The sequence below is a fragment of the Pedobacter africanus genome, from assembly GCF_040548825.1.
In the GTDB taxonomy this organism is placed as follows: Bacteria; Bacteroidota; Bacteroidia; order Sphingobacteriales; family Sphingobacteriaceae; genus Pedobacter; species Pedobacter africanus_A.
Genome location: NZ_JBEPSL010000001.1, coordinates 127249 through 147247 on the forward strand (window position 1 = coordinate 127249; position 19999 = coordinate 147247).

Below are 19999 nucleotides of genomic sequence, written 5' to 3' on the forward strand. Positions count from 1 at the left end.
GGTATGGCTTGATGTGAATACCCTGGCGCAGGGGAAATATTACTTAATTTGAGCATGAAATGCAGATTATTATTTCAAATCAGGAAACTTTCAAAGTAATATTTCTCAAGTACCATAAATCATTATGCCTTTTTGCCCTGAAGTATTTGAAATCAAAAGAAGATGCTGAGGAAGCGGTACAGTCCGTTTTTTTAAAGATGCTGGAAGTAAAAGTGAATTTTGAGAGCCAGGAAGTTTTAAGGGCATACCTGTACCGCTCGGTTTACCATACCTGCCTGAATTCCATTCGCTCAAAAACCCGGCAGATCAATAGAGAAGACTTCTACCAGTCGCAAATTGACCCCGATGAACAGCCCTACCTGAACAACATGCTGAGAGCGGAGCTGACCGCCATTTTAAGCAGAGAGCTTACCTTTTTGCCCAAAATACAGGCTGACATTATAAAGCTGAGTTATTTTGAAGAACTGTCTAACGATGAGATTGCTGCAAGGCTCGACCTTTCTTTGCAAACCGTAAAGAATTATAAGCATATGGGATTGAAAAGTATACGCAAGCGCTTCTCCAGGGACTCCGCATTTTATACTTTTATAACTTTTCTTATCAATTTTGTCTAAAATCTAAGTACTTATTTTTTGCCGCGGTGTCTTAAGAGAAACAGACACCACCAATGGAGCAAAATTCGGAGGCCGGTTTAAGCCGGATCATTTACTTATTTGAGCAATTACATCAATTGTCGATCACGCGTGAGGAGTACCAGGAATTAAAATCATGGGCGCGGTCTTCTCCGGCAAATGCCCGGATCCTGAACGATTTTTTTGATGAAGAGAAAAGCAGGGCAGATGTAGCGCAGTGGAATGCATTTGATTCTGACGCTGCTTTTGAGCGGCTGAACCGCAAGTTCAGAAGAAGGTCTGTTGTGCGGTATACTGCAATTGCTGCCTCCCTGTTGTTGGTTATTGCCACCGGACTGCTTTTTATTGCCGAAAGGAATGACTGGTGGGGCGGACAAAAAATGGCACAGGTTAATGACATTCAACCTGGCCGGAACAAGGCCGTCCTGAAATTTTCAGGCGATAAAACGATTGCACTAAACGATGCACAAAACGGAATCCAGATCAATGATAAAGGAGTAGCCTATCAGAATGGCGAGCTGATTGATCCGCAGCAGGGAGCGGTAACCCGGCAGGTGACCTTAAGTGTACCAAAGGGTGGGAAATATGAAATAAAGTTGGATGATGGTACGCACATATGGGTGAATGCTTTTACCGAGCTCAAATTTCCAGAGCGCTTCAAAGGATCGAAATACAGGGAGGTGGAGCTTTCCGGAGAGGCCTATTTTGAAGTTGCCCATGATGCTGCAAGGCCATTCAGGGTAAAAATGCAGGAAGAAACGGTAGAAGTTTTAGGGACTTCATTTAACCTTTCTAATTATGCAGCCGATGATTTTAACAAGACTACGCTGCTGTCGGGTAAAGTAGGGATAGACATTCCGAAAACAAAAGGAGGGAATGAACGGACGATTCTTTTACCCGGACAACAAGCGGTATACGATAAGCAGTTAAAGCAGCTTCACGTTGCTGATATAGATGCAAAAAATGCAATCAGCTGGAAGAATGGTGATTTTATGTTTGACAATGAGGACATCAGTGCCATTGTAAAACAGCTGGAAAGGTGGTACGACATTAAGGTGACTTATCAGCACAATTTTAAAGGTTTCTATTTCTCTGGTATTGTTTCCAGATCGCAACCTTTATCAGCAGTGCTGGATATGCTGGCCAGTACAGGTAAAATAAGGTACAGCATTAATAAAGACAGAAAGGAGGTGATATTGAGCAGGGAATGATACTTATTTATTGAGTGTAAATCAGATTTACACAGCCGTGAAACCAATTAAACCATTACAAACCTAACTAAATTATTCAATGACTTTATGTAAGCGTTTTATCCGCACGACTGTTCGTAATGTAATCGTTTTTTTAATGATTACCGGACTGGCCATCGCTTTTAACACCGCAAATGCGCATAGCCAGGGTATTACCATGAACAAAAGGGGCATTAACCTTAGTGAATTGTTTAAAGAACTTCATCATAAATACAATTATGATTTCTTTTATGCAGAAGGTGTGCTCGACAATTCCAAACGTTTTGATATTGCAGTTACCAATGCTACAATTGACGATGTTTTAAAGAAAACCTTAACCGTTAATTTATTAACCTATACCATCAATAAGAATATTGTGGTAATTAAACCCGGACCTGCCTACCAGCAGAATTCCATTCAGGGCCGCGTGCTTGACGAAAATAAAACACCCCTGGCGGGTGCCACTGTTTTGCACCTGAACAGCAAATCTAAAACCACGACCGACCGTACAGGTGCATTCCGTTTGGTAAATGTACCCCTTACGGGCAAATTGCTGATCAGCTATATTGGTTATGAAAGCATGGAGCTGCCTGTAGCAGCAAATATGGGGGATGTAACCTTAAAAAACGCAAGCGCCGACCTGCAGCAGGTAGAAATTAATGTAGGCTACGGCAGGCGTAAGGCCATAGATTTAACCGGATCGGTAACCAGGGTTACCGAAGCGGAACTGGAAGGAGCCCCGCCGCATGCAGATATTGCATCCATGATACAAGGTAAGGCCGCCGGAGTGAACGTAATGGTAGCCAATGGTGCGCCTGGGGCAGGGGTTTCTGTCATGATCCGGGGAACTACCTCGCTTACCGGCAACAGCCAGCCCCTATGGGTAGTGGATGGGGTGCCGCAATACAACGTAAACGGCACTGATATTGGGCAGGTACTGTACGATTACAACATCAATGATATTGAATCTGTAGATATCCTGAAAGATGCTTCTGCTACAGCAATTTATGGTTCAAGGGCTGCTAATGGCGTAATCATTATTACCACCAAATCAGGAAAGAAATTTAAAAAGCCACAGATAGATGTAGCCTATAACCATGGTATCCAGAAACAGCGGGATGGTTTCCGTACATTGACTACTGAAGAATTTAAGCAGGTAGTAACTGATGCAACAAGAAACTACTTTGCTACCACCGGAACAAAAGGTACTTCAGGAGCCCTCCTAACCCTGCTGGACGAAAGTAAAATTGTTGCCGGCGCAGAAGTCGACTATTATTCGGCACCCTTTTTATCGACCGCCTTTTTTGACGGACAAACCAATTGGTGGAAAGAGCTGAGCAGGGATGCAATAGAACGTAAGCTGGATGTTTCGCTCAGGGGAGGTTCGGAAGCTTCCAGTTATTACGTTTCGGTAGGCGTACCACAACAGGAAGGTATCATCAAGGGGAGTCGCAGAAGAGGCTTTTCCGGCAGGGTTAATCTGGATTCCAAGGTGTCTGATAACTTTACCATGGGCTTGATGCTCAACGGTTCAAATTCAAACATTGACAATAAGGACGGGATGATCGCCAAGATCTGGGATTTCAGGCCGGATTTTCCAATGTATACTGCAGATGGAAAAATCTTTGATCCGGGATATAATGAGGAAAACCCAATTACTGCTTTAAAGAATAGAGATCTTTCTGTTCGGAAAGGTGTAAATGGATCTGCTTTTCTTCAGTTTACGCCGGCAAAAGTATGGACGCTGAGGTCGGCCATATCCATCAATTATAACCAAACGGTAACCGACAGGTTTATGCGGGAGGGGACGGCAAATTCGACACATAAGGGACAGGCCAATATTTCCCAGAATGAATCTAACAACTGGGTGTTTGAAAATACGGCCCGGTTTGCCAAATTATTTAACCAGGTGCACGACATAGATTTTCTGGCAGGATTTTCTATGGAAAGAGGTACTTATAAAGCTTTTTCGGTTGGCGTACAGAATTTTCCGGATCAGGATATCATGACCAACCTGAGCAGCGGAACCACACCTTTGAAACCTGCATCTTCCAGTACCTCAACGGCCCTGGTCTCTGCATTTACCAGGGCCAATTATAAGTTTAAGGACCGTTATCTGGCTACTTTCACTTTCCGTGCCGATGGCTCGTCCAGATTTGGTCCGGACAGAAGATGGGGGCTGTTCCCTTCAGGTGCACTCGCCTGGATCATTACCCGGGAAAGCTTTATGCAGCACATCAATACCGATGTTTTTAACCTGTTAAAGCTGAGGGGTTCTTACGGTATTTCCGGTTCGCAGGTGCTGGGAAATAATGACTGGAGGACCACTTATGCCGGTGCGCAGTTTGAAGAGCAGCCCGGTTTTGCACCAAACCAGCTGGGGAATGCCAACCTGAGGTGGGAGCAAACGCTCACCAAAGAAGTAGCCCTGGACTATGGGTTCTTTAAAAACAAGATCTCTGGTTCATTTGGTGTATATGATAAAGAAACGCGGGATATCATTTATAATAAGAACATCCCATCCAGCAGTGCCTTTATCAGCGTGAAACAAAATATAGCCACCATCAGAAATAAAGGAATTGAGTTCTTTATTGACTACAATGTGTTCAGGAAGCGGGATATGAACCTGAGCTTTAATTTTAACATCGCTCATAATACCTCTACAGTGACACAAATAAACGGTGTCGATAAGTTTATAGACCTGTACGGTGGAAATGCCCTGGCAATAAGGATGCAGGAGGGGCAGCCAATGGGGCAGTGGTACGGATATAAATGGAGCGGAAGGTATTACCAGTCGATGGAAGAATACAACCTGCTGTCCAGTCAGAACCCAACTACGGGGGCCAAAATCTGGTACCAGAACGGGCAGAGCAACATCAGGCCGGGCGACCTGAAGTTCGACGATACAAATGGCGATGGAATTGTGAACAACGACGATAAAGTGCCCTTGGGGACTTTTCAGCCTAAATATTTTGGCGGCTTTGCAGCGAATTTCAGAAAGGGTGGGTTGAGCCTGAACATGAATTTTACCTACAGTACCGGGGCCTTAAGGTACTGGTACACCAACTCGGCCAACTGGTATGTTACCGGCTTATTTTTACGCAACTACCCCGAATATGTGCTGGATAGCTGGTCTACCAACAACAGGCTTTCGCAATGGCCAAGAATGGCATACGGGGAAGGTTCTTCCAATAACTTTTCCGACTTCTGGCTGTCGAAAGCCGATTACCTGAGGCTTTCACAGGTAAGGATCAGTTACAGGTTCCCTGACAAATGGATCCAAAGTAAGATAAAAGGCGGACTGGACCTGGCGGTATCGGCATCTAACCTGTTTACCCTGACCAATTACAACGGCATTGACCCGGAAGGTAATTTTAAACTCTCGGGCGGGGCTACCGGTACAGGGACCGATTTTGGTACCTATCCGTCTATCCGGACATTCAACCTGAGCATCAGGTATTCTTTACGATAAAAATGATAAGGAAATGAAAACGAAATTATATTTATATCTGGGGGTTTTAATACTGTCTTTGAGCAGCTGTGAAAAGTTCATTACCCAGGATCCGGAGTTCCTGTTGACACCCGAAGTGGCCGTTACAGATGAGGCCTCTGCAAAAAGCCTGCTGAATGGTGCCTATGCCGGGGTAAACACAAATGACTGGACTGTCCGTTTTACGGGTGGCTTTAGTTCGATGCTGGGCATCATCAATATGAATACTGCTGCCTATAATTTTAATATGACCGCAACGGGTGATAATGAGGCCCTATGGAAAGCCTTTTATGTGGCCATCAATAATGCCAATGCCGCTATTGAAGGAATACAGCCGTTGACCGACGATAAGTTTAAATTGCCTCAAACCAAGGCAGAACTGATTGGTGAAGCACATGGTTTAAGGGCTTTTGCCCATCTGTATACCCTATGGTATTTTGCCAGGTGGTTTGATCAGCCGGATTCCAAATATGGAATTATATACCGCGATAAACTATCGACCCTTGAGAATGTTTACCAGCCACGTTTAAGTGTAAAAGACAGCTACGCCAGGATTATAGCAGACCTGGATTACGCGATTGCCAATGCACCAAATTTTTACAACAACAAAAGGTTTTCCAGGCAACTGGCCAAGGCTTTAAAAGCAAAACTCTTGTTAAACCGGGGCTGGGGCAATGATTATGCAGATGCACTGATCCTGGTAAATGAGGTCATAACGGAAAGCACTGGTCTTGGAGTAATTTTAGAGCCTTCGCTGAGCCAGTTGTACCAGAACAGCTGGGACTCAAAAGAACTGCTGTTTTGCCGCTACAGGGAAAAAACAGATGACGTTATTGCTGCCTATAATTATACCTATGGGTATAATTATGCTACGGTAACTGTGACTACACAAGGAAATACTATTATTGGTGCCGATCCGCGCCATGTGGAGGGCTGGGGCAATGTAAAGTCGCCCATAACAGGTAACAATACCACCAAATGGGCCCCTAAAAAGTTGTGCCGACTGGGCCGGCAGGTTGGCGGCGATAACGATAAGTATACGGTTTATTACCTGAGGCTTACCGAGCTTTACCTGATGAAGGCCGAACTGCTGCAAAAAACAGGAGCCAGTTTTGCACAGGCTATGGATCCTATCAATTACGTCAGGAACCGCTCTGAGCTGGGTAATTTATCTGTGGGCAATAAAACCGACTTTGAAAAAATACTTTTCAGTGAGATACTGAACGAACTGAACCTGGAGAATGAGGCCGATTGGATGTCGTCTTTAAGGTTAAAAAATGGAGGAGACACTTACATGCTGCAGGATTTCAGGGGCGCAGCTACGGTGTTGGACCAGAACAAATTTATCTGGCCCATCCCGACTTCAGAAATGAAGTTCAACAAGTTAATTGATCAGAATCCGGGCTATGAAAATCTAAACTATTAAATGATGAAGACACTATTTGGTATAATGATCCTGGTACTTCTTGCAGGCACATCCTGTAAGAAGGAAACCAAACTGAGCGATGAAACCATCTTTCTTCCTACAGACCTATTGTTTGAAGATTTGAAGGTGAGCCGTTTCGGGCATAAAATTCCGACGGAAAGTTTTAGCAGTTCCATAGCAACCTTTAATGTGGAACACGAAGGCGCTGACTGGAGTGGTTTTGCCATTTCCGGCAGAAATTACAGGGGCTTTGTTAAAACTGCTGCAGAGGCAGATTCTACGCGGTTTAGCGTATATACACCACAGCCCAATGCAGGCGGTAATTTTTTGGTGGTACGCGCAAAAGGCGATAAAGCCTTTATTTCGCTATCCAGACCTATAGAAATTGATAAAATACTGCTGGCCAATACTACGCAGGTTTACCAGACCATTATGTACGGACCTGGTAATGCCACGGTTGGGAATACCTTTTCGCCGGGAACTGTGGTGATGACCGCCGCAAGAAAGGACAACCTGAAAGTAAGTATAAAGGGTTTTTTAAATGGAAACCAAACGGGGGTGGTAGATTTTCTGCTGGCCGATAGGAGTTCTGATGCCCTGAAAAGGACAATAACCATTACCGACTGGATGCCGGTTTCGCTGGCCGCGCTGGGTAAGGTAGATAAGATTGTTTTCAACCTGGAATCAACAGATAAAACTGCTGGGGTAATGAATACGCCAAATTATTTCTGCCTGGATGGCATCAGGTTTAAAGAGAATATAAATTAAAATAAGAACCATATGTTACGTAAATTATTTTTGTTAAGCAGTGCTTTACTGGTACTGATTACCGGTGGGTTTCAGCATTTGAAAGCCCAGAACAGGAAGGTAGACCTGAAAGAGAACCTGCCATTTAATGAGGTGTTAAAAATGGCCAAGGAAAAGAAAAAACTGATCTTTCTTGATTTTGGATCGATTACCTGTAAGCCTTGTATGTACATCAAAAAGGAAGTACTTACACTGGATAGCGTGGCTGATTTTATTAACGAACGTTTTGTGAGTGTAGATTATAATGTTGGGGCCGAGAAAGACAGGCTGAGAAAACTCTACAGTGTAGTTGGTGAACCTGTATTGCTGATCCTGGATCAGAATGGTGTTTTAATGCACCGGATGGCGGGAAAAATGGAAGGGAATCAACTGATGCAGCGGTTTAAGCAGGGGCTGGATGTAAACAATAACTTTGTAGCCCTTACTGCCAGCTACAATAAGGGAACACGCGATGCAGGGTTTGTATTGAAGTACCTGGAAACACTATTCAACGCCAGTGAAACAGAGACCATGAACAGGGTGGTAAAAGAATACCTGCAGGGCCCGGTAGAACGCATTAAGGAGCCGGGCGTATGGAGTGTGTTTTATAAGTACGATCAGGATATTGCCAGCCGGGAGATGATGTACATGTTCGACAACCGGGAAGAGTTCTATAAGTTATTTGGTAAGGAAAAAGTAGATGGTAAGATCAACAAGCTTTATTCAGAAAAGTCGATCTTTTACCTTTACGGACATAAGCCACCTATTGATGACCCTAAGTTCAGGGTGTTGCTGGATTACCTGAGGAAAACAGATTACCCAAGGGCAAGTGAATGGCTGTGCTATTTTGTACCGGCACAGTATAAATATAAAGACTGGAACAAGCTTGGGCAGGAAGTTGACAATATTTATTCCTTTAATGTCCTGAAAGGAAAAGTGGGTGCCAGCTTTAAGGACATGATGCTTACCCAGTACATGATGTATTGTGATGATTTAAAAGCGATGAAGTATCCCATCAGGTGGAGTGAGGAGCTGCTGAATACGGCGGGTACTGATGCAGAGAAAAAACGTTATGCGGCTTCAAGGGCCAGTCTGCTGGAAAAGGAAAAGAACTTTGACAAGGAAAAGCTGAACTGGACCGATATGAATTAGACCAGTCCGGGAAGCATAAAAAAAGCACCTTTATCAAATAAAGGTGCTTTTTTTGTTTCTTAAAAAGAAGGTTATCCTTTTGCAGATAATTGAGCTAAAACAGCATTGTTTTTAGCCAATTGATCTTTGGTAGATTGTTTAGATCTGCTGCCCAACTCAACGTTTGTGGCGCGTTTCAGGAATTTCACATCTAATTTTGCGAAAGTTTTATTTCTTCTGTCTTTTCTTTTTAATCTGGTAACTGCCATGTCAATTTTTTTTATTTATTAATAAATCTGGAGGTCGAGAGCGGATTCGAACCGCTGTACAAGGTTTTGCAGACCTCTGCCTAGCCACTCGGCCACTCGACCTGTTAAAATTCAGGCTGCAAAAATAGCAATAATAAGTTACTATGCAATTAATTTCTAAAAATTTCTGACGATATCAGCACATAATATTGCGGCCGAGATAGCAACATTCAGAGACTCAGCCTGCCCAATACGCGGGATCGTTACCGGATGGCTGATTAATTTCATCACTTCCGGTGTAATTCCCTGCCCTTCGTTGCCCAAAATCACCAGGCCTTCTTTGCCCCATTTGGTTTTATACATACTGGTACCGTTTAATACTGCGCCAAATACAGGGAGTTCAACATGTTTTAAAAAAGCCGGCAAATCTTCATAATAAATATTTACGCGGCTTAGGGAGCCCATGGTGGCCTGTACGGTCTTGGGGTTGTAAACTTCGACACAATTGCTGGAACAGATGATGTGCTTAAAGCCAAACCAGTCTGCCGTGCGGATAATGGTGCCCATATTGCCGGGATCCTGCACACCATCGAGTGCCAGAGAAAACACATTTTTAAGCGCCGCTGTATCCAGTAAGGGGTTTTCAGGAATATTAACCAGGGCCAGTACACCCTGTGGGGTTTGCAGTGTACTAATCTTATCCAGTTCAGCGTTGTTTACTTCAAATAACTTTATATTTGCCGGTAAAGCTGGAAGTAAAGACTGGTATTGTTTCAGGTAGTAAATGCTGTGTACCTGGTAGTTGGATTGTATAAATTCTACGATAGATTTTATACCTTCAATAATAAATATTCCGTTTTCTTTGCGGTACTTTTTTTGATGTAACGATTTTATAAAATTTATCTGTGATTTTGAAAGCATACCACGATTATAAAAAGAATGTTCTGTTTCCTGCAATATTACTATTTATTATTGTTTTTGTTACAGCATGTTCATCAACAAAGTACATTGCCGACTACCAGTCTATCGTAAAAAAGGTAGAGATAGACAGCGTTCCGAAGGAATTTGAAGAGGAGGCGCTGAATTATATACAGAAAGACATCAGGCCTTCCTCAAAAATCGGGATCAACGTATTGATCTATAATATGTTCAATACCAAAGACGGGAAGTATAAAACCAGCAATATTAAGCCTTTGGGTACCCCGCCGCCAATTTTAGACAGTGCGCTGGTAGAAATTTCACGCAATCAGATAGAGAAGTACCTGATGAGCAAGGGATATTTTAATGCAAAGGTTAAATCTGGTATTACGGTGAAGGACAAGCGGGCTGCGGTTTCTTTTAAAGCGAACCCGGGAACACCTTTTTCGGTAAATAAAGTAGAGTATGATATCCCTGACCAGAAAATCAAAGAATTGTATCTGGGCAATAAAGATGCGTTCAGCCATTTGAAAGCGGGCAAACGTTATGATGATGATTCATTGGCTTACGAAAGGGACCAGATTTACCAGGTGATGAAGCAGAATGGTTATTTTGATTTTTCGAGGCCATACATCAAGTTTACGGTAGATTCTAACCTGAACAACAGCAAGGCGAACGTAAAGCTGATTATAGACAACCCTGTAGACAAACCCCGGCATGCACAGTACGATATTGGAGAAACCAATATTTTGATTGCGCCAAATGCAGATGGTTTCCCGGATTCAATGGAACTCAATAAGAGGATCTACAAAGGGGTGAGGTATACAGACCTGTCTAAAAAGTTCAGGAGGAACCCGATTTCCCGGTATAATTTTTTACAGGAAGGTGAGCGGTATGACATCAGGAACGAAAGTCTGACCTACGACCGCATGTATGAGCTGAGCGTATTTAAAAATGTTAAAATAGAATATAACCGGCCGAAAGACAGTTCTCTGGTGGTAAACCCTGTGATTCAACTGATTCCTCAGAAGATCATGAGCAACAGGATAGAGGGGGAAATTCCTTTTAATGCAGGTACGGTAGGTTTTACCTTAAGTAATACCTATACCAACAATAACCTTTTCAGGGGGACCGAGAAATTTGAATTCCAGATAAAAGGCGGATTGCAATCCAGACTGGGACAGGGTACATCTGTTTTTAAGGACATTTATCAGCGTGATTTTTCTGTAAGCGCCAATTTAACCGTTCCGCGTTTGATGCTGCCTTTTATCAGTGCCCGGCCCAGCAGAAGGGGAGGGATGCCACGTACGATATTTTCATCAAGCTACGTTTATGGTTTGCAGAAAAATGCTTTTACGCGTAAGGTAATCCTTACATCTGTGGCGTATGAATTCAGGGAGTCAAAATCAAAGATTCATACCGTAACCCCTCTGAATTTTGAGTATAGGTTTGGTAATGTACTGCTGGATTCTCTGAGTTCAAATGGAGCATTTGCAAATAACAATAATATCGTAAACCTGCTTTTGCTCGATAGAAAAAATGTAACCTTTGGCGTTAAATATACCTTTTCATTGAATGCCGAAAAACTGCTTACAAATTCAAGTTTTCTATATTTCAGAGGCGATCTAGACCTTGCCGGTAATTTAATGCAGGGTCTTTCAAGATTGTTTAAAACCAGGGTAGACACAGCTGGTTTCAGAACGATATTTGGGGTACAGTTTAACCAATATGTCCGGCCTGAGTTTGATGTGCGCTGGTATAAATCGCTTGGCGGAGACCGGCAATTTGTAGCCAGGATAAACACAGGAATAGGTTATGCTTATGGAAATTCCAAAGAAACCGGTATTCCATTTGAAAAGATGTTTTACGCCGGAGGATCGAGTGGGGTACGGGCCTGGCAGGCAAGGACGCTTGGCCCTGGAAATTACAATAGAGGAGAAAGCCTGGTTTCAGAGGAAATCAGGAAGGCGCTTTTTGGATTTGATCAAACCGGAGAATTACATATTGAGACCAATTTTGAGTACCGGTATAAATTGCTGAACAAATTTTTCGGAGCCAAGTTAAAAGGGGCTGTATTTCTGGATGCCGGGAACATCTGGAACGTCTCAAGCGGTACCTCAGAAACCAGATTTGACTTTAAAAAACTGGGCAGCCAGATTGCTCTTGGTACAGGCACAGGCTTCAGGTACGATGTGCAGTACTTTGTATTCAGGTTTGATATAGGCCTAAAACTGAAAGACCCGCAGTTTACCGGATCAGACCAATGGGTCATCAGCAAGTTTCTGGGCGGGGGAAAAGCCTTCAGAAGTGCCTACGATGCAGCCAATACGCCCGATAGGTACCGCTTTGTACAATACAATTTTGGTATAGGTATGCCTTTCTAGAACAGGCTTTTTAAGCCGTCAAATATCGTTTCAAAAAAAGTAGACAGATTTAAACCGTTGCTGTGGTTGAAATAAATGAAGACGATCATAATGATAACAGCAACTATGATAAATTTTCTGAAGGCGAAAGCCAGGAAAATGATCAGTGCAGGAAAAAGGACCAGCCACATGCTGTTAATGGCATAGGGATCCAGGCCCCGCTCATTTTTATACACATACAGCAGCTTACTGTGCGTGCCTTTATCGTTTTGGTGTTTGATGTAAACAAATGCAGAGCGCTCCAGTTGAAGCGGCAATACAGCCACGCCACTGTGAAATGTTAAGGGCTGTGTAAAACCACTAACTGTAAAAGTGTACAATCCGTTAATATTTTCTATGGGGTTGTCTGACGAATCGGCTGCAATAATGGCCAGTTTACTGTTTTTTAACAGGTTTTCTTTGACGATAAAATTATTGATGTCTGATTTCTGCGCAAAAGCCATAGCGCTGATGGCCAAAAACAGGAGCATTAAACCAAGTTGTCTCATTCTGTAGATCGTTTATTGTAAATTAAGTACCCCAAATGTAACAAAACACCGTTTCTTTTTATCGGGTTGTCGTATAAATTATAACTCAGGCCAATCGGGCCTAAAGGGGTATGGTATACCAATCCGGCAGTACCGGCATAATGCCATTTGGTAAAAGCTTTTTTATGCGCCACTTCCTGGAAGTTTACTTTCTCAAATTCCCGGTATGGCAGAAATACGTAGCCTTCCAGTCTTAGGTCCAGATTTCTTTTGATGTTGTAAACATTTTTAATGCCTCCGGCAAGGTAAGATGTGGCCCTGAAATTTTCCAGAAATACCGACCTGCTGTCTTGCAAAGGATAAAATGCAGGTGCGGCAAGCAGGCTTGAATAATAATTTGAAAACAGCGGGATGTTTGAGAATACGGCTTCGGCCTGATAGCCCAGTGTATACCTGCCCAGGTGGAAGAAATAATTTTCATCGCTGGCCTTGATCTTTACCCATTGCCTGAACTGCTTGCTTACACTTACTTTCGAAGCAAGCATACTTCCTGACCCATTGATATTACCCGGTGTATAGCTTTCCCTGCCTGCAAAATACCCGAAGCTGAGCAGGAAGTTACGGCCCCTGCTGGCATATTGCTTGCGGTTAAAGGCATATTGCTCAAAGGAAAGTGCAGATAAGGATCCGGTGAGGATTGTTTTTTCAAGTACATCGCCAATGGCAAAGGTATTGTTAGGGCTATACCTGTCGTTGTTGTTGATAAAGGCGCTGCTCAGCGTAATTTTAGCATTTCTGTTTAGGGGCATACCCATTTTGAGCTCTATTTTTCGGTCGGACTGCTCTATGTAAGTCGGATGCGGGTTTTCAATAAAAATGGAGCTGGTATTGTAATAGTTAAAGTGATTATAGGTTACGTCTGCAGCCAGAAAAAGGGGGAGGCCAGAAGGATAGTCTATGCGGCCATTCATTTGCAGGGATTCGTAAAAACGGCCTGAATAGAGGTTTACGCCAAAAGTATAGGCTTTTTTGTTAAGGTAATTGTATTGTATGCCCAGGAAAACATTGCTGATGGGCCGGGTAGAGATGTTACCTCCAAAATCAATCTTGAGGCTTTTGCGGGGCTGGGCCAGTATGTCAAAGTTGTAACTGTCTGCTATGGGATTGTAGGTTATTTTGGGGTAAATGGTTTCAAAGGTTTCATCGGCAACCAGTTTATAGTAGCCCTGTTTAATGTCGTTCAGGTTAAATGTAGGTTTATCGCTTTTAAAAAGACGTTCTATATACTTTTTCTGCTGTTTGTTTACACCAGTAACTGTTACGTTGCTGAACACAAGATCAGGTTTTTTACTGTTAAAGTCTTTTCGCCTGGTCATGAGTTCGTTGATGTTGACGCGCCTTTTGACTTTCTTTTTGATCTGCTCCATATTGGCCATTGTAGCGTCATAGCCTTGTTTGATCAGGGCTTCCACAGGGTTAAAATTGGTTACGCTATAGTCTTTCAGGTCGGGCTGGATGTAAACGCCGTTTTCACCAATCAGGGTAGAATCTGATTTTGAGAGGAACATAAAAACCATTAACCGGTTCATTAGCCGCTCATCACGGTTTTTAGGATATTCATTATAGGTTTTTGACGATACATTGGCACCGATCATCAGGTCGGGGTTAAATTCCTTTTTCATCACATCGGCCGGGAAGTTATTGTACAGCCCGCCATCAAAAACATACTTCTCGTCCAGTTTTATGGGCCGGTACACCAGGGGAACGGTCATGGTGGCCCTTACTGCTTCGGCAAGGCTGCCTTTTTTTACCGTGATGCTGGTTTGCGACAACACGTCGGACACCATACACCGGTAGGGTACAAACAGGTTGTCAAAATTGTCTTTGGATGCAGCAGATGCCTGCGAAAAAAGTTCGAGCAAAGCGAAATTCAAAGGGATGTCATTCACCAGGTTGGACCTGAAGCTCATGCGCAAACTGGTGTCTAGTGAGAGCTTTGCTGTAATAATTGAAGGGTTCAGTGGCTTTTTCTGGAAGAAAAAGGAATAATCACTTTTAAACCTTCCGCTTACCCAATCCTGAAACTCGGGGCTTAATGCCAGTTTTTCAATTTGTGTGGGCGAATAGCCTGCGGCGTACAAGGCACCTACAATGCCACCCATAGAAGTGCCGGTAATGTAATCTATCGGAATGTTGTTTTCTTCGAGCGCCTTTAATGTGCCAATGTGTGCAATACCTTTGGCCCCTCCGCCACTCAATACCAGCCCAACCTTCTGGCCATAACCCGGAAATGCCAGAACAGCAAGGATGATGATAAACAATTGCTTACGAATGATCACACCCTAAAAATAGGGAAATTAGTTCAGAATTTATTCTGCATCGGCACTGGTGATGAGCATGGTAAAATTGTAGGATAGTTTGTCCCCTTTTTTCAGGTGATGCTCACCGCTGTAATTGTCGGCCAGTATGGCTTTGCCCTTTTGTTCTATATGAATACCGCCTTTACCTGAATTTGACCATGATGAAGGCAGGGTTTTACTTTCATTACTGCTTAGCTGGTATTGCAATCCGCCTGCCGCATCACCAATCCATACCTTGTCCTCTCCTTTATGGGCAGAGGCCCATTTCCAATCGACCACATCCGGGCGTTTTTGTTCCTTTAAACCCAGGCCTTTGATAGCGCCGGCAGCTTCGGGGGTAATGGGCAGGTGCAGCCGGATGTTATCCAGGTCGATATCATTGACTGCAGTAACTTCAACCGCATAAGACAGCAGGCCTTTGGCAGTTAAACTTGCATTTACCTGCATAGTGAGGCTATCTGAAACATTTTTTACAGACCATTTTATCTCCCCGGGTTTCTGGTCAGAAAATTTCAGGGGCTCGCTTTTTAGCTTAAGGTCTTTGTGATTTGAGCTTACAGGCAAATGGAAATGGATAGGCTCGGTGATCAGCTTCAGAGAGGTCTGGATCATTGCCGGAAAACCATCTGAATTCAGGACTACCTGTTTTCCGGGGATGGAAATGGTTTTATCATTAATTGTAAGTTTTTGTGCAGCTACGGTTTTACCCAGCAGCAAAACCATAAAAAGGGCAATGATCTGTTTCATTTTTTAAGATTCAATTTTTTGGGTAAGGTAAACAATTTCCTTTATAGACTCATCCATTTGTATGGCGGTATGTTTTATCCTCGCCAGGAGTTCCAGATTGTCGGGATCATCTGGCTCATCGACGTTGAAGAGGTCTACCAGTCCGATTAAATTAGATACAGGCCCTCGGATCTGGTGTGCCTGTACCCAGGCAATCTCTTTAAGTTTTTTGTTCTGCATCTCTATTTCCAGCGCTTTTTTCTTAATGGCATTTTCCGCTTTAACTTCGTTGTCAATGTCTATGGCCATTACCAGCTTACAGCTTTTGCCGGCAAACAGGATGTCGTGTGTAAATACATGCACATAGAAAACTTCAGCATTTTTGCGGGTGTGCTGCCAGATGCCTGCATCTGCATAGTTTGCAGGCAGTTCTTCATTAATTTTAAGAAAAGCGTCAAGTTCGCTTGAAGGCCTGATATCTTTGGCATTCATTTGCAGGAAATCGGCTTTGCTGTAGCCGTATTGGCGTAATGCTGCAATGTTTACTTCCAGGAAGCTAAAAGTATCTTTCTGGTAAATGTACATAGGGCTTGGGTTTTCCCTGAAAATGCGTGCATAATTGTAGCTGTTCTTCTTTCTTTCCATAGCCAGCAGCAACGTCTTTTTCAGCAGGAGGGGTTCCAGCCAGGATTGCAGCAGCCAATCGTCTATCCCGGCAGGCAGTACTTCATCTCCAGGCACAACATCGGCTACCAGGATCAGGGGTATGTCCGGAAAGTCGGTATTGAGTTTCTGGATAATGCCTGGCGGACATTCCATGTCTTTATAGACCAGAAGGATGACTTCAAATCTGGGTGTGTCTTTTTTTTTGTAGTCAGATGCAATGATGCTAAAAAGCTGATCCTGGTTGTATCCAATTTTTAAAAGCTGCGCACAGATGTGGTCAGCAGGGGATGAGTCGGTCCCTTTAATGAGGAATACATTTTGATCAAACATAATCTTAAATTATATGAGCATCAATTTGCCGCAATAGTATTCAATTTATTCAAATATACCTATCTTAGGTATTAAAAAATAACAGATATGAAGAAATTAATTGTATTAACCTGGGTTGCGTTATTGTTTACAACCTTTGGTGCTTCGGCTCAGCAGGACAAGAGTAAAAGACCTAGTCCGCCAGCCGTTGTAAAAGAAACACTGGGTTCAGGAGCGACCATTACTATTGATTACAGCCAGCCTTCAGTGAAAGGAAGAACAATTGGAAAAGAGATTGCCCCTTATGGAAAAGTTTGGCGCACAGGGGCTAACGAGGCCACTATTTTTGAAGTAAGTAAGGATGTGAAAATAAACGGCAAAGCCCTTGCTGCCGGTAAATATGCATTGCATTCTATTCCTGGAGAAAAGGAATGGACGCTTATTTTTAATAAAAAATGGCAGAAATCGGGTACCGATTACAACGAAGCTGAAGATGCTTTGAAGGTAGTGGTTAAGCCAGGTAAGTCTGCATCCTTTACAGAAAAAATGACTTTTACGGTTGATAAATCCGGGAAAGTTGCGCTGATCTGGGGTGATGTACTGGTTCCTTTCACAGTAAAATAAAATGATGTGGATTTAATCAAATGAATCCATATATTTGCGCTCCTGTTTCCGTAGTTCAATGGATAGAATTTTAGATTCCGGTTCTAAAGATGGGGGTTCGAATCCCTTCGGGAACACTTCAGAAAGAGGGGATTTCAGCAATGAGATTCCCTCTTTTTTTTGTATATAATTGATTTTCAGTTTCTTGTATTTTTGCTAGGTTTTGAGATCTAAAAGGTATTCGAACCAAATAATATATCTCTAGTATAGTAAAACTTTCGATTTAATGAAAATAGCTAATAAATGGGGATTAAATCTAATCAACTTAAAAGTTCGAAGACATTCAAACCTACTAGAATCTTGTGATATAATTCGGACTTTGTTATTAATAAACCTAATTGAATGAGCTTTTTAGACAGGTTTTCTTGATTTCAGTAATTTATCCCTAGTGGAGTGATTTTTTTATTTAGCTCGAGATGATCAGTTCTGCCAAACTCTCTAGGAAAGGCACGATATCCTGTGCATTCCCGGGAAATAAGTTTTAGGTGTTTAATATAGGGCCTAGTTCACGCTTTTCATTATAAATATGGATATTGCATTTTAGATTTATACGACAACAGGAAATGAAAGAAATAGTTGAGGACGAAAATTATTGGATTGAAGCGTTCCAGAAAAGGGAAGACAGGGCTTTGGCTCATTTTTTTGATCTTCACTATAAATCACTTTGTTATTTTGCGGGGCGACTTGTCCAGAATGATGCTGAAGCTGAAGATATTGTGTCGGGTTGTTTTGTTAAACTCTGGAAATCCGATCGTGAAGTTAAAACGGTCGAATCTATTAAAGCATTTCTTTATATAGCTTGCAGAAATGCTTGTTTTGACCATCTGCGTAAATTAAAGGTTAGAACAGTCTTACAGCAGGAATACTACGAGCAATTGGAAACATCTGACCAAACTGTGTTGGTGAAAATAATAAAAACGGAAGTATTGGACTTACTGGAGAAAGAAATCGAACTGTTGCCGGAAAAATGCAGGGAGGTTTTTCGGTTGTTTTATTTCGAGCACAAAAAAACAACGGAGATTATGGCTTCGTTGATGTTAAACGAAAAAGCAGTACGTTACCAGAAAGCCAAGGCTATAGAGATGCTCAAGATCTCACTGTTAAAAAAGGGACTAAAAGAAGGCTTATATCTCGCTCTATTACTATTCTTAGATCAGTAGTAAAATATTTTTATTTTTTTTAGGCAAAAGTCTTCTCGCTACGTATCTATATTAAATAAGAATAAACAAATCTTAAAATTAATAAAAAATATACGTGGATGCTTGAAAATGAATTTCATATCTCCAAGTTGATCGCTTCTTATATGAAGGAGACATTAACTGATCAGGAGCAGAAAGAACTGGACGCATGGCTTTCAGTTTCACTGGATCACCAACAACTTCTGGAAGAATTGAGTCTAGAGTCCCACTTGAATCAAGAACTCATCTATTTTTCAGGGGCAAATAAGAATTCGGTCTGGGGCAAAGTTCAAAATGAGCTAGACCGGGATATTAAGATGAATTCGTCAATACGAAAATTATGGCCTCGCATAGCTGTAGCTGTTACTATTTTAATTACTGTAAGTGTTGGATTGATCCTTTACTTAAATAACGGAATGCAAAATAGCATCAATCAGGTTTCCTACAGTAGCGATATTGCTCCCGGGAAACATGGTGCAACTTTGACTCTTGCAAATGGAAGAAGAATCAGGTTAAATGATGCTGGAAATGGTGAAATTGCAAATGAAGGTGGTATGATTTTAACTAAAACAGCAGATGGTCAGCTTGTTTATGAGATCAAAGACGCAAATGGTTTCCCTGAAAAGATTAATACATTAAATACTGCCAAAGGTGAAACCTATATTTTAACATTACCTGATAAAAGTAAAGTTTGGCTTAATGCCGCTTCACGTTTAACTTATTCTACTACTTTAAAAGTGCGTGGAGTGCGTAGGGTAAAACTTGAAGGTGAGGCTTATTTTGAGATTGCTAAAGATAAAATACATCCTTTTGTAGTAGAAAGCAGAGGACAGCAGGTAGAAGTGCTCGGTACCCATTTCAATGTGAATGCCTATAATGATGAACCAATAATTGCAACTACACTGTTAGAAGGTTCAGTTAAAGTAATAGACGGAGCAAATAAACAGATTTTAAAACCAGGTGAGCAAGCCCTCAATAATAGCCAAAAAATTAAAGTCGAAAAAGTAAACATAGAGAGCATCACAGATTGGAAGGATGGTGAATTCTCGTTCAATTATGTGGATTTTAAGACAGCTATGAGAAAAATAGAAAGATGGTATAACGTAGAGTTTATTTATGATCCGTCTCTTCCAGCAGAAATGCAAACTGGTGGCTGGATATCAAGAAATAACAATTTATCATCTGTATTGAAATTGATAGAATCTTCTGGTCTAGTACATTTCAGAATAGATGGCAGGAAAATTTACGTCACAAACTTCAATTAAATATTTGTTTACCATAAAATCAGCACAATGATAGAATTTTTACTAGAATAAAGCAAAAGGATATATAAACGAACCAGAAGTG

16 protein-coding genes and 2 tRNA genes are annotated in these 19999 nt (G+C 42.1%); 11 read left to right on the forward strand and 7 right to left on the reverse strand.

Features of this window, described 5'->3' with window-relative positions:
• The first annotated feature begins 59 nt into the window (after nucleotides 1-59).
• The 6 genes from ABIE26_RS00525 (at nucleotide 60) to ABIE26_RS00550 (ending at nucleotide 8715) form a co-directional block, all read left to right on the forward strand.
• Nucleotides 60-614: an RNA polymerase sigma factor gene (locus ABIE26_RS00525; protein ID WP_310141263.1), complete on the forward strand. Its 555-nt coding sequence runs from the start codon at nucleotides 60-62 to the stop codon at nucleotides 612-614.
• Nucleotides 615-667: 53 nt separating this feature from the next.
• Entirely contained in the window at nucleotides 668-1843 is a 1176-nt protein-coding gene (locus ABIE26_RS00530; RefSeq protein ID WP_310141262.1) for a FecR family protein, read from the forward strand.
• Nucleotides 1844-1922: 79 nt separating this feature from the next.
• Entirely contained in the window at nucleotides 1923-5333 is a 3411-nt protein-coding gene (locus ABIE26_RS00535) for a SusC/RagA family TonB-linked outer membrane protein (RefSeq protein WP_310141260.1), read from the forward strand.
• A 13-nt stretch (nucleotides 5334-5346) separates the two neighbouring features.
• Nucleotides 5347-6777, forward strand: a complete 1431-nt coding sequence (locus ABIE26_RS00540) for a RagB/SusD family nutrient uptake outer membrane protein (protein ID WP_310141257.1) — start codon at nucleotides 5347-5349, stop codon at nucleotides 6775-6777.
• Nucleotides 6778-7545: a DUF4465 domain-containing protein gene (locus tag ABIE26_RS00545; RefSeq protein WP_310141254.1), complete on the forward strand. Its 768-nt coding sequence runs from the start codon at nucleotides 6778-6780 to the stop codon at nucleotides 7543-7545.
• 12 nt (nucleotides 7546-7557) lie between these two features.
• Nucleotides 7558-8715 (forward strand): thioredoxin fold domain-containing protein, encoded by a 1158-nt coding sequence (locus tag ABIE26_RS00550; RefSeq protein WP_310141252.1) that lies wholly within the window; start codon nucleotides 7558-7560, stop codon nucleotides 8713-8715.
• 71 nt (nucleotides 8716-8786) lie between these two features.
• Here the strand turns inward: ABIE26_RS00550 and ABIE26_RS00555 are convergent, their stop codons facing one another.
• The 3 genes from ABIE26_RS00555 to ABIE26_RS00565 form a co-directional block, all read right to left on the reverse strand.
• Entirely contained in the window at nucleotides 8787-8963 is a 177-nt protein-coding gene (locus tag ABIE26_RS00555) for a spore protein (protein ID WP_084240887.1), read from the reverse strand.
• Between the two features lie 28 nt (nucleotides 8964-8991).
• A tRNA-Cys gene (locus tag ABIE26_RS00560) sits at nucleotides 8992-9065 on the reverse strand.
• A gap of 54 nt (nucleotides 9066-9119) precedes the next feature.
• Complete coding sequence (locus ABIE26_RS00565; RefSeq protein WP_310141250.1) at nucleotides 9120-9863, reverse strand: TrmH family RNA methyltransferase; 744 nt, start codon at nucleotides 9861-9863, stop codon at nucleotides 9120-9122.
• Between ABIE26_RS00565 and ABIE26_RS00570 the strand changes: the two genes are divergently transcribed.
• Nucleotides 9848-12244, forward strand: coding sequence for a BamA/TamA family outer membrane protein (locus ABIE26_RS00570; protein WP_354374826.1), 2397 nt, complete (start codon nucleotides 9848-9850; stop codon nucleotides 12242-12244). The genes ABIE26_RS00565 and ABIE26_RS00570 overlap by 16 nt on opposite strands.
• Here the strand turns inward: ABIE26_RS00570 and ABIE26_RS00575 are convergent.
• The 4 genes from ABIE26_RS00575 to ABIE26_RS00590 are packed head-to-tail and all read right to left on the reverse strand — an operon-like array spanning nucleotide 12241 to nucleotide 16832.
• A complete protein-coding gene (locus tag ABIE26_RS00575) occupies nucleotides 12241-12771 on the reverse strand; it encodes a hypothetical protein (RefSeq protein WP_310141246.1) in 531 nt (176 codons plus the stop codon). The genes ABIE26_RS00570 and ABIE26_RS00575 overlap by 4 nt on opposite strands.
• Nucleotides 12768-15089 carry a patatin-like phospholipase family protein gene (locus ABIE26_RS00580; RefSeq protein ID WP_310141242.1) on the reverse strand — a complete coding sequence of 774 codons (2322 nt, stop codon included), beginning with the start codon at nucleotides 15087-15089 and terminating at the stop codon, nucleotides 12768-12770. The genes ABIE26_RS00575 and ABIE26_RS00580 overlap by 4 nt, the downstream gene beginning before the upstream one ends.
• A 30-nt stretch (nucleotides 15090-15119) precedes the next feature.
• Nucleotides 15120-15857 carry a glycoside hydrolase domain-containing protein gene (locus tag ABIE26_RS00585; protein ID WP_310141239.1) on the reverse strand — a complete coding sequence of 246 codons (738 nt, stop codon included), beginning with the start codon at nucleotides 15855-15857 and terminating at the stop codon, nucleotides 15120-15122.
• Nucleotides 15858-15860: 3 nt separating this feature from the next.
• On the reverse strand, nucleotides 15861-16832 hold the full coding sequence (locus ABIE26_RS00590) for a PAS domain S-box protein (RefSeq protein ID WP_310141236.1): 972 nt from the start codon (nucleotides 16830-16832) through the stop codon (nucleotides 15861-15863).
• 87 nt (nucleotides 16833-16919) lie between these two features.
• Here ABIE26_RS00590 and ABIE26_RS00595 point away from each other — a divergent pair, with 87 nt between their 5' ends.
• The 4 genes from ABIE26_RS00595 to ABIE26_RS00610 all read left to right on the forward strand — a co-directional run bounded on the left by ABIE26_RS00595 (nucleotide 16920) and on the right by ABIE26_RS00610 (nucleotide 19917).
• Nucleotides 16920-17435: a DUF2911 domain-containing protein gene (locus ABIE26_RS00595; RefSeq protein WP_310141234.1), complete on the forward strand. Its 516-nt coding sequence runs from the start codon at nucleotides 16920-16922 to the stop codon at nucleotides 17433-17435.
• A 44-nt stretch (nucleotides 17436-17479) separates the two neighbouring features.
• A tRNA-Arg gene (locus ABIE26_RS00600) sits at nucleotides 17480-17551 on the forward strand.
• A gap of 486 nt (nucleotides 17552-18037) precedes the next feature.
• Nucleotides 18038-18634: an RNA polymerase sigma factor gene (locus ABIE26_RS00605; RefSeq protein ID WP_310141232.1), complete on the forward strand. Its 597-nt coding sequence runs from the start codon at nucleotides 18038-18040 to the stop codon at nucleotides 18632-18634.
• A gap of 98 nt (nucleotides 18635-18732) precedes the next feature.
• Entirely contained in the window at nucleotides 18733-19917 is a 1185-nt protein-coding gene (locus tag ABIE26_RS00610; RefSeq protein ID WP_310141230.1) for a FecR family protein, read from the forward strand.
• Nucleotides 19918-19999 lie beyond the last annotated feature (82 nt).

Coding starts and splice junctions, on each gene's coding strand:
- ABIE26_RS00525 (WP_310141263.1), top strand. CDS start 60: ATGCAGATTATTATTTCAAATCAGGAAACTTTCAAAGTAATATTTCTC.
- ABIE26_RS00530 (WP_310141262.1), top strand. CDS start 668: ATGGAGCAAAATTCGGAGGCCGGTTTAAGCCGGATCATTTACTTATTT.
- ABIE26_RS00535 (WP_310141260.1), top strand. CDS start 1,923: ATGACTTTATGTAAGCGTTTTATCCGCACGACTGTTCGTAATGTAATC.
- ABIE26_RS00540 (WP_310141257.1), top strand. CDS start 5,347: ATGAAAACGAAATTATATTTATATCTGGGGGTTTTAATACTGTCTTTG.
- ABIE26_RS00545 (WP_310141254.1), top strand. CDS start 6,778: ATGATGAAGACACTATTTGGTATAATGATCCTGGTACTTCTTGCAGGC.
- ABIE26_RS00550 (WP_310141252.1), top strand. CDS start 7,558: ATGTTACGTAAATTATTTTTGTTAAGCAGTGCTTTACTGGTACTGATT.
- ABIE26_RS00555 (WP_084240887.1), bottom strand. CDS start 8,963: ATGGCAGTTACCAGATTAAAAAGAAAAGACAGAAGAAATAAAACTTTC.
- ABIE26_RS00565 (WP_310141250.1), bottom strand. CDS start 9,863: ATGCTTTCAAAATCACAGATAAATTTTATAAAATCGTTACATCAAAAA.
- ABIE26_RS00575 (WP_310141246.1), bottom strand. CDS start 12,771: ATGAGACAACTTGGTTTAATGCTCCTGTTTTTGGCCATCAGCGCTATG.
- ABIE26_RS00585 (WP_310141239.1), bottom strand. CDS start 15,857: ATGAAACAGATCATTGCCCTTTTTATGGTTTTGCTGCTGGGTAAAACC.
- ABIE26_RS00590 (WP_310141236.1), bottom strand. CDS start 16,832: ATGTTTGATCAAAATGTATTCCTCATTAAAGGGACCGACTCATCCCCT.
- ABIE26_RS00595 (WP_310141234.1), top strand. CDS start 16,920: ATGAAGAAATTAATTGTATTAACCTGGGTTGCGTTATTGTTTACAACC.
- ABIE26_RS00605 (WP_310141232.1), top strand. CDS start 18,038: ATGAAAGAAATAGTTGAGGACGAAAATTATTGGATTGAAGCGTTCCAG.
- ABIE26_RS00610 (WP_310141230.1), top strand. CDS start 18,733: ATGCTTGAAAATGAATTTCATATCTCCAAGTTGATCGCTTCTTATATG.